Raw genomic sequence first — 23622 nt, 5'->3', positions numbered from 1 at the left:
CGTGCCCGGCCATTCGGCGCTCACACATCGCCCCTCGGGAAATTCACGAGCCCTTCCTCCCGGACAGCGGAAAGCCCGGGCCGGCGATCAGGCCATGGCGACCAGCGCCGTGATGGACTTGCCACGGGGACCCACGTCGATCGCCACCCGCTCGGCGAGCCGGCAGACCAGGGTCCAGCCGTAGCCGCCCGCCCAGCCGACGGCACCCGCCTCGACGGCGGGCAGGTCGGAGCTCGCATCCGACACGGTGATCCGAAGGCCGTCACCGGTGAGTTCGGCCGCGAATCCGGTGACGCCCCCTCCGTGCAGAACGGCATTGGTCACCAGCTCCGACGTGACCAGCAGCGCGTCGGCGACGACGACATCGGCGGTCATTTCCGCACCGACCAGTGCGCAGAATTGCGTCGTCAGCAATTCAGTGACCGCGTCGCGCGCCGCCGCTGCGCTCTCCGGCACAAGGGAGATCCCGAACCCGTCCGGAATACCGTCCGAGCCTTCTCCGAATTCCGCGGCACTCAGATCATCATGCATGGCTCCCCTCACGTGCCCGGCCGGGTCGCCCTTCACACACCCCGTACGGAGGTGGCGGCCGTCCGCCCGGGGCGTGCCCGTACACGGCCCGCCGAGACATCGCGTCAGTCAGACGATTACAGTGGGGCGCGTGCCTCAACTACGCCTCGCACTGAATCAGATCGACTCGACCGTCGGCGACCTCGCCGGCAACGCCGAGGCGATCGTCCACTGGACCCGGCACTCCGCCGAACAGGGCGCCCACTTGGTGGCGTTCCCCGAGATGGTGCTGACCGGCTACCCCGTCGAGGACCTGGCCCTGCGGTCGTCCTTCGTCGAGGCGTCGCGGGCGGCGCTGCGCGCGCTCGCCGCCCGCCTCGACGCGGAGGGCTTCGGGGAGATCCCCGTCCTCGTCGGCTATCTCGACCGCTCGGAGTTCGCGGCGGAGCGCTACGGCCAGCCGGCCGGGTCCCCGCGCAACGCCGCCGCGGTGCTGCACCGCGGCGGGATCGCGCTGAACTTCGCCAAGCACCACCTGCCGAACTACGGCGTCTTCGACGAGTTCCGGTACTTCGTGCCGGGCGATTCGATGCCGGTCGTACGGGTGCACGGCGTCGATGTCGCCCTCGCGATCTGCGAGGACCTGTGGCAGGACGGCGGCCGCGTCCCGGCCGCGTGCGCCGCCGGGGCCGGGCTGCTGCTGTCGGTCAACGCCTCGCCGTACGAGCGGGACAAGGACGACACCCGGCTGGAACTGGTCCGCAAGCGGGCCCGTGAGGCCGGCTGCACGACCGCCTACCTCGCGATGATCGGCGGCCAGGACGAGCTGGTCTTCGACGGCGACTCGATCGTGGTCGACCGGGAGGGCGAGGTCATCGCCCGCGCCCCGCAGTTCGCCGAGGGCAGCGTGATCCTGGACCTGGACCTGCCCGCCGCCCCGGCCGAGGCGCCGTCCGGCGTGGTCGCCGACGGACTGCGGATCGACCACGTGGTCCTCTCCGGGGAGCCGCTGCCGCCGTACGAGGCGGAGCTCGCCGGCGGTTACGCGGACCGGCTGGACGACGACGAGGAGCTGTACACGGCCCTCGTGGTGGGCCTGCGGGCCTACGCCGCGAAGAACGGCTTCACCAGCGTGCTCATCGGGCTCTCCGGCGGCATCGACTCGGCGCTCGTCGCCGCGATCGCCTGCGACGCGCTGGGCGCGCAGCAGGTGTACGGGGTCTCGATGCCGTCCAAGTACTCCTCGGACCACTCCAAGGGCGACGCGGCCGAGCTGGCGCGGCGTACCGGGCTCAACTTCCGGACCGTGCCGATCGAGCCGATGTTCGACGCGTACATGGGTTCGCTGGGGCTCACCGGGCTCGCGGAGGAGAACCTCCAGTCGCGGCTGCGCGGCACGATGCTGATGGCCATCTCCAACCAGGAGGGCCAGATCGTCCTGGCCCCGGGCAACAAGTCGGAGCTGGCGGTCGGGTACTCGACGCTGTACGGGGACTCCGTCGGGGCGTACGGGCCGATCAAGGACGTGTACAAGACGTCGGTGTTCCGGCTGGCGAAGTGGCGCAACCGGGCCGCCGAGGAGCGCGGGCAGACGCCGCCGATCCCGGAGGCGTCCATCACGAAGCCGCCGAGCGCGGAGCTGCGGCCGGGTCAGGTGGACACGGACTCGCTGCCGGACTACGACGTGCTCGACCGCATCCTTGAGCTGTACGTGGACCGGGACCAGGGGCTCGAAGCGATCGTCGCGGCCGGGTTCGACCGGGCGCTGGTGGCGAAGACGCTGCGGATGGTGGATACGGCGGAGTACAAGCGGCGGCAGTATCCGCCGGGGACGAAGATCTCGCCGAAGGGGTTCGGGAAGGACCGGCGGTTGCCGATCACGAATCGGTGGCGCGAGGCCGGCTGAAGCCGGCGGGTCTCTGATACGCGAGCCCGTCCGGGGCCGGGGGTCTGTCCTCAAGCGCCGGACGGGCTGGATGTGGCCGGCCGCCGCCGGTCGGCCCCGGGCCGTTCCCGGCCCAGGTCCGTCCTCAAACGCCGGACGGGCTTGATTTTGGCTGGGCTCCGGCGGTCAGGTGCGGTTCGTTGTGGCTGATGTCTTGTCCTCAAGCGCCGGACGGGCTGGGTTGCGCGCGGCGTGGGCCGGGTTTTGGCGCGCCACCACCTTCGACGTGGTGCGCTCCCGGTCCAGCGCTCCCGCCATGACCGCGATGGCCAGGCCCGCCAGGGCCAGGGCCGCGCCCACGACGGCCGGGGACGTCCAGCCCCAGCCCGCGGCGATCGCCGCGCCGCCGAGCCACGCGCCGCCCGCGTTGGCCAGGTTGAAGGCGGAGTGGTTGGAGGCGGAGGCGAGGGTGGGGGCGTCCTTCGCCTTGTTCATCACCAGCATCTGGAGCGGCGTGGTCGTCATGAAGCCCACCGCGCCCAGCAGCACCACCATCAGCAGGGCCGCCCACTTCACCTGGGCCGCCAGCGGGAAGACGGCCAGGACGACGGCGAGGGCGCCCAGGGACCCGTACAGCGTCGGGCGCAGGGCCCGGTCCGTGAGCGGGCCGGCGGCCAGCGCGCCCAGGGTCATGCCGATGCCGAAGAGCGCGAGCACCGGCGTCACCGCGGACTCGCCGAAGCCCATGGCCTTCGTGGTCATCGCCGAGAGGTAGGAGTAGACGGCGAACACGCCGGCGAAGCCGAAGACGGCGGTGAGGAGTCCGAGCAGGACCTGCCGGTTGCCGAGCGCCCGCAGCTCGTGGCGCACGTTCTGCCGCGCCTCGACGGGGATCTGCGGGACCAGCCGGGCGAGGGCGGCCATCGCGCAGACTCCGATGGCCGCGACGACCAGGAACGTGGCCCGCCAGCCGAGGTGCTGGCCGAGCAGGGTCGCGGCCGGTACACCGACGATGTTGGCGACCGTCAGGCCGAGGAACATCGTCGCGACGGCCCGCGCCCGGCGCCCCTCGGGCACGAGCCGGGAGGCGACGACGGCCCCGACGCCGAAGAACGCGCCGTGCGGCAGACCGGCCAGCAGGCGGCCCGCGATCAGCCAGCCGAAGTCGGGGGCGAGCGCGGAGGCCAGGTTGCCGACGGTGAAGAGGGCCATCAGGAGCAGCAGCATCCGCTTGCGCGGGATACGGGAGCCGACGGCGGTGAGCAGCGGGGCGCCGATCACCACACCGATCGCGTACGCCGACACGAGGTAGCCGGCGGTGGGGACGGAGGTGCCGAGGTCGTCCGCGACATCGGGCAGCAGGCCCATCATCACGAACTCGGTGGTGCCGATGCCGAAGGCGCTCACGGCCAGCGCGAGCAGGGCCAGGGGCATGAGGAGAGACCTTTCCGCTTCAGGGCCCCCCGCCGCAGCCCGGCGGGACCCGGTCGGGGTCCGCGGACACGCGGAGGGAGCGGGAGGGGACGTGGTCGTACGCACGCCCGCGCGGTCCGCCGGTCGGCGGGGCGCACGGCGGCGGACCGGCCTCGTCGCCGGTGACCTTGTTCCCGTACGGAACAAAGTCTCTCAGAGGACGGGTGCTTTCCGGTAAACGGCTCGTTGCGTCAGAGTTTGACGCGGGCGGCGATCGGGAGGTGGTCGCTGCCGGTGGCCGGGAGCGTCCAGGAGGACATCGGTTCGACGCCCTTGACCATGATCTGGTCGATCCGGGCCATCGGGAACTTCGCGGGCCAGCTGAACCCGAAGCCGTCACCGGCCGCGCCCTGCGTGGAGCGCATCTGCGAGGTGACGGCCTTGAGCGCGCGGTCGTTCATCGTGCCGTTGAGGTCGCCGAGGAGGGCGACGCGGGTGAGCGGTTCGCGGGAGATGGCCTTGCCGAGGGCGTCGGCGCTCTGGTCGCGCTGGTTGGCGGTGAAGCCGGCGTGGAGCTTGACGCGTACGGACGGCAGGTGCGCCACGTAGACCGCGAGGGGGCCCTCGGGCGTCGCGACGGTGGTCCGCATCGCGCGGACCCAGCCCATCTTGAGGTCCACCGGGCGGGTGTCGCTCAGCGGGTACTTGCTCCAGAGGCCCACGGTGCCCTGCACCGAGTGGTACCGGAAGCGCCCGGCGAGCGCCTTCTCGTACGCCGCCACCTTGCCGGCCGGCAGCTCCTGGAGGGCGACGACGTCCGCGCCGGAGCCCGCGACCTGGTCGGCCGTGGCGGCCGGGTCGGGGTTGTCCGCGTTGACGTTGTGCGTGGCGACCGTGAGATCGCCGCCGGTGCCGGACTTGTCCGTGAACAGGCCGCCGAAGATGTTGAGCCAGACCACGACCGGCAGCACCAGCGCCACCAGCGCGGTGCCCGAGCGGCGCACCAGGCCGAGCACGAGCAGCACCGGGAAGAACACGCCGATCCACGGCAGGAACGTCTCGGAGAGGCTGCCCAGGTTGCCGATGGTGTTCGGGATCTGGGCATGGAAGGCCATCACGAAGGTCAGCAGGAGCGAGCAGCAGGCCAGCACGATCCCGCGCCGCCAGGTGCCCCGGTCCCTCAGCCGCCGGACGAATCTGTCGCGCAGGTCCCGGAAGCGGGAGCCGGAGCGCTGCGGTCCCACGCCGTTCCCGGTGTCCGCCCTGTACGCCTGCACCATCGCGCTGTCCTCACTGCCTTGCCGTACACATCGCCGCGCCCCCGACCCTAGGGGATGCGCGATGCCTTTCATGCCGCCCGTGGCGGTCGTACTGCCACGAGGACGTGGGAGGCGGCTCCGGCAGTTCCGGAGGAGCGGGGAATCACGGTGCTCTGTGACGTAACGATCACATCCGTCCGTGCCGGGGCGCCAGACCCTCCATCGCCAGGGCGATGATGCGGTCGGCGAGATCCGCCGGCAGCGGCGCGTCGGGCCGGTGGATGGTGCGTACGAGCATGGGGCCCAGGAACAGGTCGTCCATCAGCTCCACGTCCGTGTCGTCCCGCAGCTCGCCCGCCTCGACGGCGCGCCGGACGGCGGCGACCATGGCGAGGCGGCGGGGGGCGATCACGGTGCACTGGTACTCGTGCCAGAGCTTGGGGTGGCTCTTCATCTGCGCGAACACGTTGTGCAGCAGTACGGAGGAGCGCTGGGCGAGGCCGCGTTTGCGCATCGACTCCAGCAGGACGCGCAGGTCGCCCAGGCCGCCGGTGCCGGAGACCTCGGGTTCCGGGGGCTCGATGGCGCGGAGCACGTCGACGAAGAGCTCCTCCTTGCCGGCCCAGCGCCGGTAGATGGTGGCCTTGCCGACCCCGGCGGTGCGGGCGATGCGCTCGATGGAGAGCGCGGCGAGGGGTTCACCGGCCTCCAGCAGTTCCACGACGGCGTCCAGGATGGCCGCCTCGGCCGCGGCACTGCGCGGCCGTCCCCGGCGCGGCTCGGAGTCGTCCCCGGGTCCCGGGGGGCCGGGAACCTCGCCGGACCGCTCGTCCGGTGCCTGAGCCTGCACGTGAAACCACCTTTCGCCGCCCCCGATTCTCGCCGACGCGGAAGAGGGCCGGTCCCTACGGGTGAACCGGGCCGCGTGAAACGGCCCGGTTCACCCGGAAGGTTCAACCGGACGTCATCGTTCGGCGCCCGCCGGGGCGGGGCGCTCCTCCTCGCGTACGGCCTGGGGCGCGGCCGGCTCGCGGCCCGGCAGCCACAGCGCGACGACGAGCGTGCCGACGAGGGCGACGGCGGCCGAGCCGAGGGCCGTGACGTGCATGGCGCTCATGAAGGCGTCGTGCGCGGCGGTGACCAGCGGGGCGCCCTTGGGGCCCAGCTTCTCCGCGATGGCGAGGGTCGCCTCGATGGACTCCCCCGCCGCGTCCCGGGCCCCGGCGGGCAGCGCGCCGAGGTGGTTCTCGATGTCGCCCCGGTAGACGGTGGACAGCACCGAGCCGAGCACGGCGATCCCGAGCGCGCCGCCGACCTGGCGGAACGTGTTGTTGACGGCCGAGCCGGAGCCGGCCTTCTCGCGCGGCAGGGCCTGCATCACGGCGACGGTGACCGGCGGCATGACGTGGGCCATGCCGGTGCCCTGGACGAAGAAGACCACGCACATGATCCAGACGGGCGTGTCGGCGTCGAAGAAGGCGAAGGCGGCCAGGCCGAGGGCGACGGCCAGCATGCCCGCCGTGCAGACGGCGCGGGCGCCAAAGCGGGCGACGACGATCCGGGCGCGGGGCGCGAAGAGCATCTGGGCCACGGCCAGCGGCAGGATCAGCAGCCCGGACTGGAGGGCGCTCCAGCCGCGAACGCTCTGCATGTAGAAGGCGGAGAAGAAGGTGACGCCCATCAGCGCGAAGAAGACCAGGGCGATCGCGGCGACGGCGGCGGAGAACGCGGGCTTCTTGAAGTACGAGACGTCGATCGCCGGGCTGGCGCTGCGCTTCTCGTGGAGGACGAAGACCACGAGGACGGCGAGGCCCCCGATGACCGGGAGGAGGACGGTGACGTCGGTGAAGTCGGCGAGCTCGCCGCCCCGGATGATGCCGTACACGAGCAGCACCAGGCCGATGATGGAGAGCGCCACGCCGACCGGGTCGAGCCGGCCGGGGCGCGGGTCCTTCGAGTCCGGCACCAGCAGGGCCATAGCGACCAGGGCGATGATCACCACGGGGACGTTGACCAGGAAGATCGAGCCCCACCAGAAGTGTTCGAGGAGCAGGCCGCCGGTGATCGGGCCGATCGCGATGCCGAGGCCGACGCTGCCGGCCCAGATGCCGATCGCCTTGGGCTGCTCGTCGCGCTCGAAGACGTTCATCAGGACGGCGAGCGTGGCCGGCATGACGAAGGCGGCGCCGAAGCCCATCAGGGCGCGCCAGGTGATGAGCTGGCCGGGCGTGTCGGACAGGGCGGCGAGGGCGGAGCCGATGCCGAAGAGGGTGATGCCGAAGAGCAGGACCTTCTTGCGGCCGAGGCGGTCGCCCAGCAGGCCGGCGGTGAAGAGCAGGCCGGCGAAGACGAGCGTGTAGGAGTTGATCGCCCACTCCAGCTCGCTCTGGGTGGCGCCGATACCCGTGGGCGAAGGGGAGGCGATCGTCTTGACGGCGACGTTCAGGATCGAGTTGTCCAGCACCACGATGAGCAGGCTGAACATCAGGACCACGAGAATCGCCCAGCGGCGGCGGTGGACCGCCTCCGGTATGCGGGACACGGCGGGAGCGCCGGAGGGTGTGGACATGAGGAGCAGCCTAGACGCATTGCGATACGAGACCGTCTCGTATTGTAAATTCTTTACCGAGGGCCCAGCCGCGCGGCCCACTTCCCGCGACCGGCTCCGGGATGCCACCATGGAAGCGGTCCGGGGACGCCGTCAGGGCGCCTCGAGATGACGAAGGAGCCACCTGCCATGTCGCTTCAGGCTGCGCAGAACCAGTCCGCCACCCCCGCGGGCAACCCCTCCGACAGCAGCAAGGCGCTGTACGGGGGCAAGAGCAACCGCCGGGTCACCGTCCACGACATCGCCGCCGCCACCGCGCGCGGCGAGAAGTGGCCCATGCTCACCGCCTACGACGCGATGACCGCGTCCGTCTTCGACGAGGCCGGCATCCCGGTCATGCTCGTCGGCGACTCCATGGGCAACTGCCACCTCGGCTACGAGACCACCGTGCCCGTCACGATGGACGAGATCGCCATCCTGTCCGCCGCCGTCGTCCGGGGCACCAAGCGCGCCCTGATCGTCGCCGACCTCCCCTTCGGGGCGTACCAGGAGAGCCCGGTCCAGGCCCTGCGCAACGCCACCCGGCTCATCAAGGAGTCCGGTGTCGGCGCGGTCAAGCTGGAGGGCGGCGAGCGCAGCCACGAGCAGATCAAGCTGCTGGTCGACGCCGGAATCCCGGTCATGGCCCACATCGGCCTGACCCCGCAGTCCGTCAACGCGATGGGCTACCGGGTCCAGGGCCGGGGCGAGGAGGCCGCCCAGCAGATGCTGCGCGACGCCAAGGCCGTGCAGGACGCGGGCGCCTTCGCCGTCGTCCTGGAACTCGTACCGGCCGAGCTGGCCGCCGAGGTCACCCGCACCCTGCACATCCCGACCATCGGGATCGGCGCCGGTCCGGAGACCGACGCGCAGGTGCTGGTCTACACCGACATGGTCGGGCTGACCGGCGGCAAGGTCCCGCGCTTCACCAAGCAGTACGCCGACCTGCGGCAGATCCTCGGCGACGCCGCAAAGGCGTACGCGGAGGAGGTCGTCGGCGGCACGTTCCCGGCCCCGGAGCACACCTTCCACTGAGACCGCGGGGGTAGGGCCAGTCCTTTGGGTCAGGTCGGATCAGGGAGCGGGCTCTGGTGCCGTGCATCGCAAGGCGGAGGATTGAGGCAACGCGGAGCGTTGGTGATTGACGACAACGCCGCGAGGTGCGGTGCCAGAGCCCGCGAGCCCGGCATGATCCAAAGGAAAGGCCCTAAGCCCCCAACGACCACCACCGGTAACGACGACAGCCCGCCGACTTCCCCCATCGGCGGGCTGTCGGCCGTTGTCGGTGGGTGCGAGCGGGCTGTCGGCAGGCTGTCGGCGGCCTGTCGGTGGCGGCTGGTCTGATAGTCGGCATGACGCGAATCGACAAGAACCCCCAGCACGGCGGGAACGCCGTAGAGGTGCGGGGACTGGTCAAGCACTACGGCGAGACCAAGGCCCTGGACGGCGTGGACCTCGATGTGCGCGAGGGCACCGTCCTCGGCGTGCTCGGCCCCAACGGCGCCGGCAAGACCACCCTCGTACGCTGCCTCTCCACGCTCATCACGCCCGACGCCGGGACCGCGGTCGTCGCCGGCTTCGACGTGGTGAAGCAGCCCCGCGCACTGCGCCGCACCATCGGCCTCACCGGCCAGTACGCCTCGGTCGACGAGAAACTCTCCGGCTGGGAGAACCTCTACATGATCGGGCGGCTGCTCGACCTGCCCCGCAAGAAGGCGCGGGACCGGGCCGACGAGCTGCTGGAGCGCTTCTCGCTCACCGACGCGGCGAAGAAGGCCGCGATGGAGTACTCCGGCGGGATGCGCCGCCGGCTCGACCTGGCCGCCTCCATGATCGGCAGCCCGGCCGTCCTCTACCTGGACGAGCCCACGACGGGGCTCGACCCCCGGACCCGCAACGAGGTCTGGGACGAGGTGCAGCGCATGGTCGCGGAGGGGGCGACCGTGCTCCTCACCACCCAGTACATGGAAGAGGCCGAGCAGCTGGCCAACGAGCTGACGGTCATCGACAAGGGGCGGATCATCGCCCGCGGCGGTGTGAACGAGCTCAAGGCCAAGGTCGGCGGCCGCACCCTGCAGATCCGCCCCTCGGACCCGGCCGAGCTGGCCCCGATGGCCCAGGCGCTGCGGGAGACCGGTCTCGACGGTGTCGCGGGCGCGCAGGCGGTCCCGGACGAGGGCCTGCTCTACGTACCGATCCTCAGCGACGAGCAGCTGACCGCCGTCATCGGGCTGCTCGGCACCCGGGGCTTCTCGCTGGCCCACGTCGCCACCGCGCTGCCCAGCCTGGACGAGGTGTTCCTCGCCATCACCGGCGACAAGGCCACCGTCACCGACACGACTCCCGAGGAGGTCGCGGCATGAGCACGACGACTCTGACGCCCACCCCCACCGACACGCCCGTCTCCGCGCCGACCGCCAAGCTCCACGACGAGGGCGGCATCGGACTGCGGAACAACCTGCGCCACATCGGGGCCCTGGTGCGGCGCAACCTGCTCCAGATCAAGAAGGATCCGGAGTCGATGTTCGACGCGCTGCTGATGCCCGTCATCTTCGTGCTGCTGTTCGTGTACGTCTTCGGCGGCTCGGTCGGCGGCAGCATGGGCGGCGGCCGGCAGGAGTACCTGAACTACCTGATCCCGGGCCTGATGGCGATGATGGGCATGAACATCGCCATGGCCGTGGGCATGGGTGTCAACGACGACTTCCGCAAGGGGGTCATGGACCGCTTCCGTACGATGCCGATCGCGCGCTCCTCGGTGCTCGTCGCCAAGATCGTGGTCGAGCTCGGCCGGATGATGGTCGCCACGCTCATCCTGCTGGCCATGGGCTTCGCCCTCGGCATGCAGCTCCACGGCTCCGTGCTCGGCCTGATCGCGGCGATCGCCCTGTCGGCCGCGTTCGGCGCCGCGATCATGTGGATCTTCATCCTGCTCGGCCTGTCCATGAAGACGTCCCAGGCGGTTCAGGGAATGGGGATGCTGGTCATGATGCCGCTCCAGTTCGGTTCCTCGATCTTCGCCCCGCCGACGACGATGCCGGGCTGGCTCCAGACCTTCACCGACTACAACCCGCTGTCGAATCTGGCGGACGCGGCGCGCGGCCTCATGGCGGGCACCCCGCTCGGCCACTCGGTCTGGCTGACGCTCGGCTGGGCCGTGGTCATCACGGGGGCCGTGGCTCCGCTCGCGGTCTCCAAGTTCCGCAAGAAGTCCTGACGTTACGGGTTCTGCCCGAGATCCGCGTCCACTAGGGCGGCGGCCTCCTCCAGGGAGAGGCCGCCGCCCTCGGCGTACGCGGCCTCGTAGGCGGCGTCCCCGAGCCGGCCCCGGACCAGCGCCTCGGCGCGGGCGACGTTCTCGCGTTCCATCGCGTTCATGAAGTGGCCCTTGGGCAGGTGCGCCCGGCCGGCGCCCAGCAGCCGGGCCGCGATTCCGGCCCGCTCCTCGCCCCCGAGCCCGCCGAGCGCCCAGGCCACGATGACCAGATTGATCACCGCCATCTGCGGCGCGACCATCTGCGTCAGCGGGTCCCGTACGCCCTTGAGGGACCGCCGGCTCCGCTCCAGGGCGCGGGCGTACTCGCCGTCCTGGTTGTCCAGCCAGGCCAGGCCGCCGAGGACGAAGCCCTCGAACACCGCCATGGTCTCGGACGCGAACTCCTCCTGGAGGCGGGTGAACTGCTCGCGCGCCTCGGCGGTCCGGCCGTCCCGGCCCAGCCACATCGCGAGGAAGAGCCGGGCCGCCGGCCTGGCCTCGTGGCCGGTCTGCTGCTCGTCGGCCAGCACCTCGCGCATGACCGCCTCGCCCTCCTCGCCCCGGCCGAGCTCGGTGAGCACGGAGGCGTGGCGGATGCGGAGCACGGCGACCTGGGCCAGGGCGCCCAGCCTCTCGGCCGAGCGGATGGCGGCCTGGAAGTCCTCGGCCGCTCGCACGTAGTCGCCCTGCTTCTCGTTGGCCTCGCCGCGCGAGGAGAGCGCCTCGGCCATCCCCCAGTCGTCGCCGAGCCGGCTGAAGACCGCCAGGCTCTCGTCCGCGTCCCGATGGGCCTCACCGGCCCAGTCCGGGCGGTTGGCCAGCACATTGGCCCGCATCTGGAGGGCGGCGGCCAGCTCCCACTCGTAACCGAACTCCCGCGCGCCGCGCACCGTTTCGTCCAGCAGGTGGCGCAGGTCGGAGACGCCGCCGGTGAGCATCACGGCGTAGAACCAGAGCGAGGCGGGGCTGCGGCAGGTCTGCGGCTGGCCGGCCCGGTAGGTGGCGACGATGGCGCGCAGCCGGGCCATGCTGGCCTCGTTCGTCCACTCGTCCATGGCGTGGTCCATGCTGACCAGCTGCACCAGGGTGACCTGCCGCCGCGCCTCCTCCAGCAGCTCCTGGCGCATGGGCGGGGGCGCGTCGGTGCAGCGGTCGTGGATGGACGGAGCGGGCTGTACGGGCTCCGCGAACGGGTCGGGGCCGAGGGACGCGGCCGCGTCGGCCCAGTGCAGGGCGTCGCCGCGCAGATTGCGGATCTGCCAGTACCAGGAGAGCGACAGCACCATGCACAGCGCCTCCTGCTCGTCGCGGGCGGCGACGGCGTGGCGCAGGGCGGTGCGCAGGTTCTCGTACTCGCGCTGGAGGAGCCGGATGGCGGCGAGCTGTCCGGAGCCGCGCAGCAAGGGGTCGGTCGTACGGGCCAGCTCGCGGTAGAACACGAGGTGCCGGTGTTCGACGGCATCCCGCTCGCCCGACTCCTCAAGCCGCTCCGCCGCGTACTCGCCGACGGTCTCCAGGAGCCGGTAGCGCATCTGGCCGTCCTCCGCGGGGGCGGCCACCACGAGGGACTTGTCGACGAGGGAGCCCAGGAGGCGGGCGGCGTCGTCCGCCCCGCCGGTCCCGTCCGCGCAGACGGCCTCGGCGGCCTCCAGGGTGCAGCCGCCGGCGAAGACGGACAGGCGGCGCAGGGCGACGCGCTCGTCGTCGTCCAGCAGCTCCCAGGACCAGTCCACGACGGCGCGGAGGGTCTGCTGGCGGGGCAGCACGGTCCGGCTGCCGCTGGTCAGCAGGCGGAAGCGGTCGTCCAGCCGGTCCGCGATCTGCTGCGGCGTGAGCATCCGCAGCCGGGCCGCGGCGAGCTCGATGGCGAGCGGCAGGCCGTCCAGGCGGCGGCAGATCTCGGCGGTGGCCGCCGCCGTCGCCTCGTCCGCGTCCACCCGGAAGCCGGGGCGGGCGGCGGCGCCGCGCTCCGCCAGCAGCCGCAGCGCGGTCGGGTCCGGCAGCGGGTCGACCGGCCGGACCGCCTCGCCGGGCACGCCGAGGGGTTCCCGGCTGGTCGCGAGGACGGTGAGCCGGGGGCAGCGGGCCAGCAGATGGTCGGCGAGGGCGGCGGCGGCCTCGATGACGTGCTCGCAGTTGTCGAGGAGGAGCAGCATGCGGCGGCGGGAGCAGTACTCGGTGAGCCGGGCCAGCGACTCACCGGCCGCGCGCTCGTCGCCGGAGGCCCGTTCGGCGGCCCGGAGCTCCCCGGAGCCGGCCCCGCTCAGCACGGTCTCCCGGGCCCCGAGCGCGGCGAGCACCGCCTCCGGCACGGCCTCCGGGTCGTCCACGGGGGCCAGTTCGGCGAGCCAGATGCCGTCCGGCCAGGTGCCGGCGTCGACGGTGTCCGCGACCTCCTGCGAGAGCCGGGTCTTGCCGGCGCCGCCGGGGCCGAGCAGGGTGACGAGCCGGCCCCGGGAGAGGTCGCCGCGCAGGGCCTCCATCTCGTGCTCCCGGCCGACGAAGCTGGTGAGCCGGGCCCGGAGGTTGCCCAGGGGGGCGGGGGCCTTCGCGGGGGCCGGGGGCTCCTGCCGCAGCAACTCCCCGTACAGGCCGGTCAGCTCGGGACCCGGGTCGGTGCCGAGGCGGTCGGCGAGGAGGGTGCGGACCTCGTCGTACGCGGCCAGGGCCTGGGCGGTGCGCCCGGCGTCGCGCAGGGCGCGCAGGCGGAGCGCCTGGAGGGGTTCGTCCAGGGGGTGTTCGCCGCAGAGCGCGGTCAGCTCCGGCAGCACCTCGGTGGCCCGGCCGAGCGCCAGCTCCGCGGCGAGCCGGTCCCGGCGGGCGTCGAGCCGGCGGGCGGTCCAGCGCGCGGCGGCGGCGTGCCGGTCGGGGAGGTCGGCGAGGGCGGGGCCCCGCCAGAGGGCGAGGGCGTCGCCCAGGAGGGCCGCGGCCCGGGCCGGGTCGCCCTCCGCGAGGGCCCGCGCGCCTTCGCCGGCGAGCCGTTCGAAGCGGAAGAGGTCGACGGCCTCCGGCTCGACGGCCAGCCGGTAGCCGCTCTCCGCCGAGGTGACGGCGTCGTGCCCGATGGCCCGCCGCAGCCGGCCGACCAGGGCCTGGAGGGCGCCGGCCGCGTCGGCGGGCGGTTCGCCGTCCCACACCTCGTCCACGAGCACGGCGACCGGGACCGTCCGGCCGGGCCGCAGCGCCAGCACGGTGAGCAGCGCGCGCAGCCGCGCCCCGCCGACGGAGAGGGCCGTGCCGTCGTCGCGGAGTGCCTGGGTCGTACCGAGGATGCCGTAGCGCACGCGCCCATTCTCCGCGACCCGCCCCGGTGTCCGCACAGCCGCCCCGCCCCTGCTCGTCATGGCCCCACCCTTTCCGGTCCGGGGACGGGAAGCGAACCGTTTCCGCCGTGTCGCCGTCAGCCCTCCGGCGTCGCGGATGCCTTCGGCTCGACCGCGTAACCCGGTACGGACGGCCAGCGGACGGTGAGCACCACGGACTCCTCCTCGGCGATCCAGGAGTGGTCGACGCCGACGCCCCACACCACGTAGTCGCCCTGCTCCTCCAGGAGCACGCTGCGCCCGGGCAGCTCCACCCGGAACCGCCCGCTGATGAGCACGAGCAACGCGGTCCGGTGCTCCCCCCGCACCCACTGCGCCCGCTCGTCGCCCACCGGGTGGACGCCCCACTTGATCTCGACGTCCTCGCTGTGCCGGGGATCGCCCGCGTCCTTGAAGTGCCCGAGGATCCATCCCCGGTCGAGCGCGGCATCCTTGCCGGCGTTGCCCACGTATACGTTGTCGTTCACGTGGGGGGACGCTAGCAGGGGGTTCCGGCCCGACGGGGACGGCTACGCTCGGGTCCCATGGCAAGCGCAGCGCAGCAGCGGATCAGTCCGGTCTTCCTCGGGATCGCCGCCGTGACGGCCGTGGCCGGGTGGGGGGTGTGGGCGGACTTCGCGGCGCAGCCGGGGTTCGCGACGTTCCTGTTCGTGACCGGGGCGTGGGTCGTGTCGCTGTGTCTGCACGAGTACGCGCACGCGAGGACGGCGCTGCACAGCGGGGACATCTCGATCGGGTCCAAGGGGTATCTGACGCTGAACCCGCTGAAGTACACGCACGCGCTGCTGAGCATCGTGCTGCCGGTGCTGTTCGTGATCATGGGCGGGATCGGGCTGCCCGGCGGTGCGGTGTTCATCGAGCGGGGCCGGATTCGCGGCCGGTGGCGGCACAGCCTGATCTCGGCGGCCGGGCCGTTGACCAACGTCCTGTTCGCGGTCGTGTGCACCGCGCCGTTCTGGCTGGACGCCCTGGACGGGGTGCCGCCCGCCTTCCGCAACGCGCTGGCGTTCCTGGCGCTGCTCCAGGTGACGGCCGCCATCCTGAACTTCCTGCCCGTGCCGGGCCTCGACGGCTACGGGGTGATCGAGCCGTGGCTCTCCCCCTCGGCCCGTCGCGCGGTCGAGCCGTTCGCCCCCTTCGGTCTGATCGCGGTCTTCGCACTGCTGTGGGTCCCCGAGCTGAACCGGGCCTTCTTCGACGCGGTGTACGCGCTGCTGCGCGGCCTCGGCGTCCACGGCTGGTGGAGCGACTGCGGTCTGGACGCGTACCGGTTCTGGCAGGAGGCGGACCCGCGGTGCGCGGTGGTCGGGTGAGGCGGCGGGGCTTCCGGCGGCCTTGACGCGGGGCGTCGTCCGCGGGCGACCATGGGGCATGCATCGTGCCCTGTCGACGCCTCCCACCATCGTCCCCGGTTCGCTCGCCGGGTCGGCGCAGCCGGTGCTGCGCGCCCCCGGCGGGCTGTCGCTGCGGCCCTGGGAGCGCGCCGACGCTTCGGTGTTCTTCGACGCCTACCGGGACGGTGAGATCCGGCGCTGGCACACGCGCCGGCCCGCGTCCGAGGATCAGGTCCTGGAGTGGTTCGACGCCTACGGGGAGGACTGGCGGCGGGAGAGGGGCGGTCACTGGGCCGTCGCCGGGGGCGGCGGTGAGGTGCTCGGGCGGATCGCCCTGCGCGGCATGGACCTGGACGAGGGAACCGCCGAGGCCGCCTACTGGGTGCTGCCCGCCGCACGCGGGGCCGGGGTGGCCTCCGGGGCGCTCGCGCGGCTCAGCGCCTGGGCGCTGGAGGTAGTCGGCTTCTGGCGCCTTGAGCTGGACCATTCGACGCGGAACGCCGCCTCCTGCGCGGTCGCCACGAAGTGCGGCTACGCCCTGGAGGGCGTCAAGCGCAGCGCCGCCGTGCACGACGACGGACGCCACGACATGCATCTGCACGCCCTGGTCCGGGACCGGTGAGCCCGGCGCGTCGGGCTACTCCGCGGACGCGGCCTCCGCGCGGCGGCGGCGCAGGTAGTACCAGGCCATGTTCGAGGAGAGGCCGACCAGCAGGACCCAGACGACGCCGATGAGCACGCTGCCCTTGACGAAGGCCGTCACGGCCGCGGCGAGGGCCAGGACGCAGACGACGAGGGCGTAGAGGGCGAGGCGGGGCATGGGGTGGCTCCTGTCGGGGGTGATGCGCGGTCCCGTCCAGTGTCCCTCATCCCCCCGGCCGTCCCGGGCCCGGCTCAGACGTCCGTCGTACGGAGTCCGGCGTGCGCCTTGTAGCGGCGGTTGACCGAGATCAGGTTGGCGACCAGCGACTCGACCTGGTGGGCGTTGCGCAGGCGGCCCGCGAAGATGCCGCGCATGCCCGCGATGCGGCCGGCCAGCGCCTGGACGATGTCCGTGTCGGCGCGCGCCTCGCCCAGCACGAGGACGTCGGTGTCGATCTCCTCGATGGACTCGTCCTGGAGGAGGACCGCCGAGAGGTGGTGGAAGGCGGCCGTGACGCGGGAGTCCGGCAGCAGGGCGGCGGCCTGTTCGGCGGCGCTGCCCTCCTCCGGCTTCAGCGCGTAGGCGCCCTTCTTGTCGAAGCCGAGCGGGTTGACGCAGTCGATGACGATCTTCCCGGCCAGCTCCTCGCGCAGCGACTCCAGCGTCTTGGCGTGCCCGTCCCACGGCACCGCCACGATCACCACGTCGCTCTCCCGCGCGCACGTCGCGTTGTCCGCGCCCCGCACACCGTTCCCCAGCTCCACGGCCGCCGCCTCCGCGCGGTCCGCGGCGCGGGAGCCGATGACCACCTTCTGGCCCGCACGCGCGAAGCGGTACGCGAGGCCGCGTCCCTGCGGTCCGGTGCCGCCGAGCACGCCGACGGTCAGGCCGGACACGTCCGGCAGGTCCCAGGGGTCCTTGGCGGGGGGCTTGGGCGCGCTGCCGCTGTCATTCGTAGTCATGGCCCCGACACTACTGCCAGGTACCGGGCGGAGCCCGCGGGTCCGGGCCGCCACCCGTACGGATGGCGCTCCGGCCTTTCGCCGGTGCCCGGGCCCCCACATGGTGCAGGATGCCGGGCCATGGATGCCGTACGAGTGGCGCTGCTGCGTGAAGTGCTCGCCAGGACCCAGTGGCCCGCCGCCGCCCGGCGGTTCGCCGGCGCGCTCCGCTCCTCCGTGGTCCCGCACGGCGGCGGGCTGCTGCTGGTGGGGACCGAGGTGTACGAGCCCTGGCACCTCGCCGCCCATCTGGTGGACGAGTCCACCTGGTCCGGGCTGCCCGAACTCCGCCCCACCCTGGTGCGCCACCGGGTGGAGCCCGGCGACCCGGCGCACCTCGCGGTCGGCCTCGGCCGGATCGAGGCGGCCGGGCGCGGCGAGACGCTGCTCGTGGTGACACCGGACCGGCCCGGCGAGGGGCTGCTGGAGCGGGTGCACGACGCCCGGCGGGCCGGGGCGACGGTGCTCTCGCTGGACAACGGCGACCCCCAGGTGCGCGGGCTCGCCCATGAGGCGCTGTCCGTGACGGACGGCGACGACGTGGACCTGGACACCGTCCAGCACCTGGTCAGCGCCGCCGCCGGGGAGAACGGCGCGCCGGTGCCGCGCGGCGGTCGGCGGACGTTCCGGGACCGCCTGTCCCGGCTGGCCGACCAGTTGACGGCTCCCCCGCCGCCGCGCTGGTAACGGCGCGCACGCGCGGGTCCGGGGCGTCGCCCACGACCGGGCCCTGGCCCCGCGTAATCCATTTGCATCCCCCACGTATCACGACAGACCATGTCTCCTCGTGACCTCTCGCACCTCCCCCGCCGCCAGGCTGGCCGCACTGCTTCCCGACCTCTCGCCCTGGCGGTCATCGGCCGACTTCCGGTTGCTGTGGGTTCAGGGCATCGTCACCTTCTTCGGCAGCTCCATGGCGCTCATCGCGCTGCCGCTCCAGATCAAGGACCTCACCGGCTCCCCGCTCGCCGTCGGCGCGATGGGCGCGGTGGAGCTGGTGCCGCTCGTCATATGCGGGCTGTACGGGGGCGCCCTCGCCGACGCCGCCGACCGGCGGAAGATCATCCTGGCCACCGAGGCCGGGCTCGGGCTGCTCGCGGTGATCCTGCTGGTGAACGCGGCGCTGCCCGACCCGATGCTGTGGCCGCTCTATGTGGTGGCGGGCGGGGTCTCCGCGCTCGCCGGGCTCCAGCGGCCCGCGCTGGACTCGCTGATGGCCCGGATCGTGCCGCACGACCAGCTCCCGGCGGCCGCCGCGCTGAACTCGCTGCGCTGGCAGGCCGGGGCGATCATGGGCCCGTCGCTGGCCGGTCTGGTGGTGGCCTACGCGGGGCACGCCACCGCCTATTCCATCACCGTGGTCACCTTCGCCGTCTCCGTGCTGATGTGCCGCAGGCTCTCCCCCGCGCCGCCCGCCGAGAAGGGGCGGAAGCCGTCGCTGGGCGGCATCGTGGAGGGCGCCCGGTACGCCTGGAGCCGGCCCGTGCTGCTCGGGACGTACGCGATCGACATGGCCGCGATGTTCTTCGCGTTCCCCAACACGATCTTCCCGTTCCTCGCGGACGAGCTGGACGCCGACTGGTCGCTGGGCCTGATGTACGCGGCGGGCTCAGTCGGCTCGCTGGTGCTCGGGCTGACCAGCGGGTGGACCTCGCGGGTGCGCCGGCACGGGCTGTTCGTCGTGTGCGGTGCCGCCGTCTGGGGGCTCTCGATCGCGGCGGCCGGCTGGTTCGGCAACGTGTGGCTGGTGCTGGTGTGCCTCGGGTTCGCCGGGGCGGGCGACATGCTCAGCGGGCTCGGCCGGTCGACCATCTGGAACCAGACGATCCCGGAGGAGCTGCGCGGCCGGCTCGCGGGCATCGAGGTGCTCTCGTACAGCGTCGGACCGCAGCTCGGCCAGGTCCGGGCGGGCGGCATGGCGGGGTGGACCGGGACCCGGCCGGCGATCTGGACCGGCGGCGTGGCCTGCGTCGCGTCGGTGGCGCTACTCGCGGCGGCGCTCCCGAAGCTCCTCACGTACGACTCGGAGACGGACGAGGACGCGCTGCTCAGGCGTGCCCGGCGCGCGGAGGGGCCGGCCGTGGAACCGGCGGCCTGAGGCCGGGCCCCCGTCCTGAAAACCCCGCGTCTCCGTCAGCCCGCCGTCCTGCCCTCGTCCGGGCCCTTGCGGTCGTGCCACTTCGGGTCCGTGTCCCACTCCAGGTTCCGTTCCTGGGCGGTCTCCATCGCGTGCTGCGCCTCCTGCCGGGAGGCGTACGGGCCGAAGCGGTCCTTGGCGGGGCAGTCGGGGCCTTCCTCGACCTTCTTGTGCTCCAGGCAGTAGAACCACTCGCCCGGCTTGCCGACCGTGCGCTTCTTGAACAGGGCCATCATCGGTTCCTTTCCTCTCTGCCATGGTGCCCCGGACACGCTGGTTAGACTCGCTGGCATGTCTGGCCAGTCGCTGCTCGTACCAGGGGAGATCACTCCCGTCCGTTCCGTGCCCGGAAACATCCGGCGCCCCGAGTATGTGGGCAAGCCGGCTCCGACGCCCTACACAGGGCCGGAGGTGCAGGACACCGACACCATCGAGCGCATGCGCATCGCGGGGCGCATCGCCGCGCAGGCGATGGCGGAGGCCGCCAAGCACATCGCCCCGGGTGTCACGACGGACGAACTCGACCGCGTCGCCCACGCGTTCATGTGCGATCACGGCGCCTATCCGTCGACGCTGGGCTACCGCGGCTTCCCCAAGTCGCTGTGCACCTCGCTCAACGAGGTGATCTGCCACGGCATCCCGGACTCCACCGTGCTGCGCGACGGCGACATCGTGAACCTCGACGTGACCGCGTACATCAACGGGGTGCACGGCGACAACAACGCGACGTACCTCTGCGGCGACGTGGACGAGGAGTCGCGGCTGCTGGTCGAGCGCACCGAGGAGTCGCTGCGGCGGGCGATCAAGGCCGTGCGGCCGGGGCGCCAGATCAACGTCATCGGGCGGGTCATCGAGTCGTACGCGAAGCGCTTCGGGTACGGCGTGGTCCGGGACTTCACCGGGCACGGGATCAACACCTCGTTCCACTCCGGGCTCATCGTGCCGCACTACGACAGCCCGCACGCGACGACCGTGATGCAGACCGGCATGACGTTCACCATCGAACCGATGCTGACCCTCGGCAGCCACGACTACGACATGTGGGACGACGGCTGGACCGTGGTGACGAAGGACCGCAAGCGCACCGCGCAGTTCGAGCACACGCTCGTGGTGACGGAGACCGGTGCGGACATCCTGACCCTCCCGTAGCGCCCCGACCTGCCCGCTTCCGAAACGGCCGCCCCTTTTGGGCGGCCGTTCTCGTTTCCGCGCAGTTGCCGACAAGACGTCGGCAAGCGGTTGACTTAGGTTTGCCTAAGTAGGAGGATCAGGGTACTTCCCGTCCCCCTTGGCCCCGGAGGTCCGCCTTGGACGCAACCGTCACCGCCACACCCTTCTCGACGCTGATCCGCATCGCCTCCCACGAGCAGCACACCGAGGCGGAGACCTCGACGTTCATGGGCGACCTGCTCGGCGGGCGCCTCGGCGTCGACGCGTACGCGCGCTACACCGAGCAGCTGTGGTTCGTGTACCGCGCCCTGGAGGAGGGCGCCGGGGCACTGGCCTCGGACCCCGTGGCGGGGCCGTTCATACAGCCCGAACTGATGCGCACCGCCGAGCTGGAGCGCGACCTCGCCCATCTGCGGGGCGACCGCTGGCGCGAGGGCCTGGAGCCGCTGCCGGCCACCGCCGCGTACGCCGAGCGGGTCGCCGAGTGCGCCCGGACCTGGCCCGCCGGGTACATCGCGCACCACTACACGCGCTACCTGGGCGATCTGTCGGGCGGTCAGATCATCCGGGACAAGGCGGAGAAGACCTGGGGCTTCGCGCGCAAGGGCGACGGGGTGCGGTTCTACGTCTTCGAGGAGATCCCCAACCCGGCCGCCTTCAAGCGGGGTTACCGCGAGCTGCTGGACGCGGTGAACGCGGACGACCTGGAGAAGCGCCGGATCGTGGACGAGTGCAAGCGCGCCTTCGCGCTGAACACCGCCGTGTTCCGGGAGCTGGGCCAGGAGTTCCGCGCCGCCTGAGCCGCTACCCGTGGTGGGCCAGGACCACCCTGCCGCCGATCTCCACCGTGCCGTCCGGCGCGGGAGCCGTGAGGATCTGGGAGCCGCGGCCCTGTGTGATGTTGAGCGCGCGCCCGAGGTGCGCGCTCAACAACAGGGCCGCGGCTCCCGTCGCTTCGTCCTCCACGATCCCGTCGTCCCGGCGCGGAAACGCCCGCGCCCGTACGCGCCCCGCCGCCTCCTCCTCCCACGCCCAGGCATAGAGCCGGCCCTCTCCGGGCGGCGGTGCCGGGAGCGCGTCGACCTCGGCGGCCGAGGCGTACTGCTTCAGGGTGCGCGGCGGCGCCCACTCCGGGCGGGCGGTGATCCAACAGAACTCCCCGTCGTAGCGGGCGAACACGTCGCCCACCTCCAGCTCCAGGACCTCCAGGTCGAGCAGCCAGGCGGCGCCGACGACGGGGTGCCCGGCGAACGGCAGCCGCAGCCCCGGGGTGTAGATGTCGAGCCGGCCGCGCTCGGGGTCGTCCACGAACACGGTCTCGCTGAAGCCGAGCTTCCCGGCGAGCTCCTGCCGGTCCGCGCGGTCGGGGATGCGGCGCCCGTCGCGTACGACACCGAGGGCGTTGCCGTGCCGGCCGTCCGGGCCGCAGAACACGCGGAGGACGTCGGTGCCGGCGGGTACGTCGTAGTCGTTCACGCCCGCATTCAAGCACCCGCCCGGGCACCCGCCCCGACGAAAGGGCCGGTACCCGGGCGGTGTCGTGCGGTGTGCGGTGGGTCAGACGGTGGTACGGCGACGGCGCGCCACGACGACCGCTCCGGCACCGGCCGCCACGATCAGGCCCGAGGCGGCGAGCAGCGAGCCCGTGGGCACGTCGGAGCCGGTGGAGGCGAGGGCGCCCGAGCCGCCGACCGTGCCGCCCCCGCCGACGGAGCCCGAACCGCCGACGCTGCCGCCGCCGGTGGTGGAGCCGCCGGTCGTGGAGGAGCCCCCGGTGGTGGAGCCGGTCGGGAGCGTGGCGTCCTTGTCGAGGGAGACCGCGACGGTCAGCGCGTCGAGCGCCTCGCCCGCCTGGTACATCCCGCCGAACGCCTTGGTGGCGCCGTCGGAGGTCAGGGTCGCCGGGACGCCGGAGAGGGTCACCACACCGTGCTTGGCGGTGAGCTTGCCGGCGGGCAGCTTCAGGTCGGCGACGACCAGACCGGCGTACGTGGACACCTTCTTGGTCGCGCGGTCCTTGGAGGAGACGTCGGCGAGGAGGGTGCCCTTGCCACCGGAGACCTGGACCTTCAGGTGGGACAGCGACAGGTCGAGGGCGTAGGCACCGTCCTCCTGGTGGCCGAGGAAGCGGACCTTCCCGCCGAACGTGGCCTTGAGGTTCTGCCCGGCGGCGTCGAAGGTGCCGGTGGCGTCGGGGAAGCGGTAGCCGCTCGCGGTGGCCTTGGCGCCGGACGTCGTCTCGACCTTGCCCTGGGCGATGGGGCCCGTGACGTAGGAGCGGAAGGACGCGCGCACGCCCCAGTCCAGGGCGCCGTCCACGACCTCGCCCGACGCGGCGGACGGCTTGTCGGTGACGGTGGCCGTGGGGCTGGGCTCGGCCGTCGGCTTGGTGGTGGGCTTCTCCGTCGGCTTCTCCGTCGGCTTCTCCGTCGGCTTGTCGGTGGGCTTGTCGGTGGGCTTCTCGGTCGGGGCCGCGGCCGCCGTGACGGTGAGGGTGGCCGGGTCCAGCACCTCGCCCTCCTTGTACTGCCCGTTGAACGCCTCGGAGCCGGCCTTGGTCAGCGTGGCCGGGATGTCCTTGAAGACCATCGCGCCGCCCGCGCCCTGGCCCGGCTTCACCGCCGAGAGGTCGAGGGCCGCGACGGCGACGTCGTTCTGGGTGCCCTGCGGGGTGGCCACGTCGGCGGTGATCGCGCCGCCCGTGCCGGCGGTGGAGACCTTGACGTCGGAGAGGGTGATGTCCAGGACGCCGCCGTGCGCGGAGAAGTTGACCCCGCCCTCGAACGCGGTGTCGGTGGCGTGGGTGCCGGTGCCGTAGCTGCCCTTGCCGTTGACGAACGTGAAGACGCCGTTGTTCTCGGCCTGCTTCGCGCCGTCCTTGACGGTGATCTTGCCTGCGCCGCCGATGTACCGGCGGAAGGACTCCTTGAAGCCCCAGTCCAGCGTGCCGTCCTTCAGCTCGATCGTCGGCGCGGCAGCGGTGGCGTTCGGCGCGGTGCGGTCGGCGGCGAGGGCCGGGAGGGCGAGTGCGGCGCCGAGGGTGGCCGCGGTCGCGACGGCTGCGGCGAGGGTTATGGGGCGGCGGGTGGCTGCCATGGCGGATG

22 protein-coding genes are annotated in these 23622 nt (G+C 72.6%); 10 read left to right on the top strand and 12 right to left on the bottom strand.

Translation table 11 applies throughout. The features are described from left to right. Nucleotides 1-87: 87 nt before the first annotated feature. A complete protein-coding gene (locus tag OG867_RS23640; RefSeq protein ID WP_406288217.1) occupies nucleotides 88-531 on the bottom strand; it encodes an ATP-binding protein in 444 nt (147 codons plus the stop codon). 130 nt (nucleotides 532-661) lie between these two features. On the opposite strand from OG867_RS23640, the gene OG867_RS23635 reads away from it, so the two are divergent. Continuing rightward, nucleotides 662-2416: an NAD+ synthase gene (locus OG867_RS23635; protein ID WP_406288215.1), complete on the top strand. Its 1755-nt coding sequence runs from the start codon at nucleotides 662-664 to the stop codon at nucleotides 2414-2416. 165 nt (nucleotides 2417-2581) lie between these two features. Here the strand turns inward: OG867_RS23635 and OG867_RS23630 are convergent, their stop codons facing one another. From OG867_RS23630 to OG867_RS23615, 4 genes are all read right to left on the bottom strand, one after another. Beyond that, nucleotides 2582-3829 carry an MFS transporter gene (locus tag OG867_RS23630; protein ID WP_406288213.1) on the bottom strand — a complete coding sequence of 416 codons (1248 nt, stop codon included), beginning with the start codon at nucleotides 3827-3829 and terminating at the stop codon, nucleotides 2582-2584. A gap of 230 nt (nucleotides 3830-4059) precedes the next feature. After that, nucleotides 4060-5088: an endonuclease/exonuclease/phosphatase family protein gene (locus OG867_RS23625; RefSeq protein WP_406288211.1), complete on the bottom strand. Its 1029-nt coding sequence runs from the start codon at nucleotides 5086-5088 to the stop codon at nucleotides 4060-4062. A 166-nt stretch (nucleotides 5089-5254) separates the two neighbouring features. Next, a complete protein-coding gene (locus OG867_RS23620) occupies nucleotides 5255-5917 on the bottom strand; it encodes a TetR/AcrR family transcriptional regulator (RefSeq protein ID WP_328899905.1) in 663 nt (220 codons plus the stop codon). Between the two features lie 114 nt (nucleotides 5918-6031). Next, nucleotides 6032-7636 (bottom strand): MFS transporter, encoded by a 1605-nt coding sequence (locus OG867_RS23615; RefSeq protein ID WP_406288209.1) that lies wholly within the window; start codon nucleotides 7634-7636, stop codon nucleotides 6032-6034. 168 nt (nucleotides 7637-7804) lie between these two features. Between OG867_RS23615 and panB the strand changes: the two genes are divergently transcribed. The 3 genes from panB (at nucleotide 7805) to OG867_RS23600 (ending at nucleotide 10871) form a co-directional block, all read left to right on the top strand. Next, nucleotides 7805-8689, top strand: a complete 885-nt coding sequence (gene panB / locus OG867_RS23610) for a 3-methyl-2-oxobutanoate hydroxymethyltransferase (protein WP_328899907.1) — start codon at nucleotides 7805-7807, stop codon at nucleotides 8687-8689. Nucleotides 8690-9006: 317 nt separating this feature from the next. Further along, nucleotides 9007-10017, top strand: coding sequence for an ATP-binding cassette domain-containing protein (locus tag OG867_RS23605; protein ID WP_406288207.1), 1011 nt, complete (start codon nucleotides 9007-9009; stop codon nucleotides 10015-10017). After that, complete coding sequence (locus OG867_RS23600; RefSeq protein ID WP_406288205.1) at nucleotides 10014-10871, top strand: ABC transporter permease; 858 nt, start codon at nucleotides 10014-10016, stop codon at nucleotides 10869-10871. The genes OG867_RS23605 and OG867_RS23600 overlap by 4 nt, the downstream gene beginning before the upstream one ends. Nucleotides 10872-10873: 2 nt before the next feature. On the opposite strand, the gene OG867_RS23595 is transcribed toward OG867_RS23600, so the two are convergent. Together OG867_RS23595 and OG867_RS23590 are read right to left on the bottom strand one after the other, a co-directional pair. After that, nucleotides 10874-14194, bottom strand: coding sequence for a BTAD domain-containing putative transcriptional regulator (locus OG867_RS23595; RefSeq protein ID WP_406288203.1), 3321 nt, complete (start codon nucleotides 14192-14194; stop codon nucleotides 10874-10876). Between the two features lie 116 nt (nucleotides 14195-14310). Further along, complete coding sequence (locus OG867_RS23590; RefSeq protein ID WP_328899911.1) at nucleotides 14311-14700, bottom strand: signal peptidase I; 390 nt, start codon at nucleotides 14698-14700, stop codon at nucleotides 14311-14313. A 57-nt stretch (nucleotides 14701-14757) separates the two neighbouring features. Between OG867_RS23590 and OG867_RS23585 the strand changes: the two genes are divergently transcribed. Further along, nucleotides 14758-15546: a site-2 protease family protein gene (locus OG867_RS23585; protein ID WP_328899912.1), complete on the top strand. Its 789-nt coding sequence runs from the start codon at nucleotides 14758-14760 to the stop codon at nucleotides 15544-15546. Between the two features lie 58 nt (nucleotides 15547-15604). Then, nucleotides 15605-16189 (top strand): GNAT family N-acetyltransferase, encoded by a 585-nt coding sequence (locus OG867_RS23580; RefSeq protein WP_406288200.1) that lies wholly within the window; start codon nucleotides 15605-15607, stop codon nucleotides 16187-16189. 15 nt (nucleotides 16190-16204) lie between these two features. Here the strand turns inward: OG867_RS23580 and OG867_RS23575 are convergent, their stop codons facing one another. Next, complete coding sequence (locus OG867_RS23575; RefSeq protein ID WP_406288198.1) at nucleotides 16205-16387, bottom strand: hypothetical protein; 183 nt, start codon at nucleotides 16385-16387, stop codon at nucleotides 16205-16207. Nucleotides 16388-16461: 74 nt separating this feature from the next. After that, nucleotides 16462-17172, bottom strand: coding sequence for an NADPH-dependent F420 reductase (npdG, locus tag OG867_RS23570; RefSeq protein WP_406288196.1), 711 nt, complete (start codon nucleotides 17170-17172; stop codon nucleotides 16462-16464). A gap of 120 nt (nucleotides 17173-17292) precedes the next feature. On the opposite strand from npdG, the gene OG867_RS23565 reads away from it, so the two are divergent. Beyond that, on the top strand, nucleotides 17293-17898 hold the full coding sequence (locus OG867_RS23565; protein WP_330311793.1) for a hypothetical protein: 606 nt from the start codon (nucleotides 17293-17295) through the stop codon (nucleotides 17896-17898). 100 nt (nucleotides 17899-17998) lie between these two features. After that, complete coding sequence (locus OG867_RS23560; RefSeq protein ID WP_406288193.1) at nucleotides 17999-19309, top strand: MFS transporter; 1311 nt, start codon at nucleotides 17999-18001, stop codon at nucleotides 19307-19309. A 35-nt stretch (nucleotides 19310-19344) separates the two neighbouring features. On the opposite strand, the gene OG867_RS23555 is transcribed toward OG867_RS23560, so the two are convergent. Continuing rightward, nucleotides 19345-19581, bottom strand: a complete 237-nt coding sequence (locus OG867_RS23555; RefSeq protein ID WP_328899918.1) for a hypothetical protein — start codon at nucleotides 19579-19581, stop codon at nucleotides 19345-19347. 58 nt (nucleotides 19582-19639) lie between these two features. On the opposite strand from OG867_RS23555, the gene map reads away from it, so the two are divergent. Continuing rightward, entirely contained in the window at nucleotides 19640-20497 is an 858-nt protein-coding gene (map, locus tag OG867_RS23550) for a type I methionyl aminopeptidase (RefSeq protein ID WP_328899919.1), read from the top strand. Nucleotides 20498-20655: 158 nt separating this feature from the next. Continuing rightward, complete coding sequence (locus OG867_RS23545; RefSeq protein WP_406288189.1) at nucleotides 20656-21318, top strand: heme oxygenase (biliverdin-producing); 663 nt, start codon at nucleotides 20656-20658, stop codon at nucleotides 21316-21318. A 4-nt stretch (nucleotides 21319-21322) separates the two neighbouring features. On the opposite strand, the gene OG867_RS23540 is transcribed toward OG867_RS23545, so the two are convergent. Then, nucleotides 21323-21994 carry a PhzF family phenazine biosynthesis protein gene (locus OG867_RS23540; protein ID WP_406288187.1) on the bottom strand — a complete coding sequence of 224 codons (672 nt, stop codon included), beginning with the start codon at nucleotides 21992-21994 and terminating at the stop codon, nucleotides 21323-21325. 81 nt (nucleotides 21995-22075) lie between these two features. Continuing rightward, the gene (locus OG867_RS23535) at nucleotides 22076-23614 is read right to left on the bottom strand and encodes an HtaA domain-containing protein (RefSeq protein WP_406288184.1); all 1539 of its coding nucleotides are present in this window, start codon (nucleotides 23612-23614) and stop codon (nucleotides 22076-22078) included. Nucleotides 23615-23622 lie beyond the last annotated feature (8 nt).

The sequence above is a fragment of the Streptomyces sp. NBC_00209 genome (assembly GCF_045206345.1).
Taxonomy (GTDB): Bacteria; Actinomycetota; Actinomycetes; order Streptomycetales; family Streptomycetaceae; genus Streptomyces.
This window is presented reverse-complemented; position numbering and strand designations above follow the sequence as displayed.

Excerpts from the sequence above, each read along its gene's own strand:
- OG867_RS23565 (WP_330311793.1), top strand. The coding sequence starts at position 17,293 with ATGGATGCCGTACGAGTGGCGCTGCTGCGTGAAGTGCTCGCCAGGACC.
- OG867_RS23630 (WP_406288213.1), bottom strand. The coding sequence starts at position 3,829 with ATGCCCCTGGCCCTGCTCGCGCTGGCCGTGAGCGCCTTCGGCATCGGC.
- OG867_RS23605 (WP_406288207.1), top strand. The coding sequence starts at position 9,007 with ATGACGCGAATCGACAAGAACCCCCAGCACGGCGGGAACGCCGTAGAG.
- npdG (WP_406288196.1), bottom strand. The coding sequence starts at position 17,172 with ATGACTACGAATGACAGCGGCAGCGCGCCCAAGCCCCCCGCCAAGGAC.
- OG867_RS23575 (WP_406288198.1), bottom strand. The coding sequence starts at position 16,387 with ATGCCCCGCCTCGCCCTCTACGCCCTCGTCGTCTGCGTCCTGGCCCTC.
- OG867_RS23640 (WP_406288217.1), bottom strand. The coding sequence starts at position 531 with ATGCATGATGATCTGAGTGCCGCGGAATTCGGAGAAGGCTCGGACGGT.
- OG867_RS23580 (WP_406288200.1), top strand. The coding sequence starts at position 15,605 with ATGCATCGTGCCCTGTCGACGCCTCCCACCATCGTCCCCGGTTCGCTC.
- OG867_RS23535 (WP_406288184.1), bottom strand. The coding sequence starts at position 23,614 with ATGGCAGCCACCCGCCGCCCCATAACCCTCGCCGCAGCCGTCGCGACC.
- OG867_RS23615 (WP_406288209.1), bottom strand. The coding sequence starts at position 7,636 with ATGTCCACACCCTCCGGCGCTCCCGCCGTGTCCCGCATACCGGAGGCG.
- OG867_RS23555 (WP_328899918.1), bottom strand. The coding sequence starts at position 19,581 with ATGGCCCTGTTCAAGAAGCGCACGGTCGGCAAGCCGGGCGAGTGGTTC.
- OG867_RS23600 (WP_406288205.1), top strand. The coding sequence starts at position 10,014 with ATGAGCACGACGACTCTGACGCCCACCCCCACCGACACGCCCGTCTCC.
- OG867_RS23625 (WP_406288211.1), bottom strand. The coding sequence starts at position 5,088 with ATGGTGCAGGCGTACAGGGCGGACACCGGGAACGGCGTGGGACCGCAG.
- panB (WP_328899907.1), top strand. The coding sequence starts at position 7,805 with ATGTCGCTTCAGGCTGCGCAGAACCAGTCCGCCACCCCCGCGGGCAAC.
- map (WP_328899919.1), top strand. The coding sequence starts at position 19,640 with ATGTCTGGCCAGTCGCTGCTCGTACCAGGGGAGATCACTCCCGTCCGT.
- OG867_RS23585 (WP_328899912.1), top strand. The coding sequence starts at position 14,758 with ATGGCAAGCGCAGCGCAGCAGCGGATCAGTCCGGTCTTCCTCGGGATC.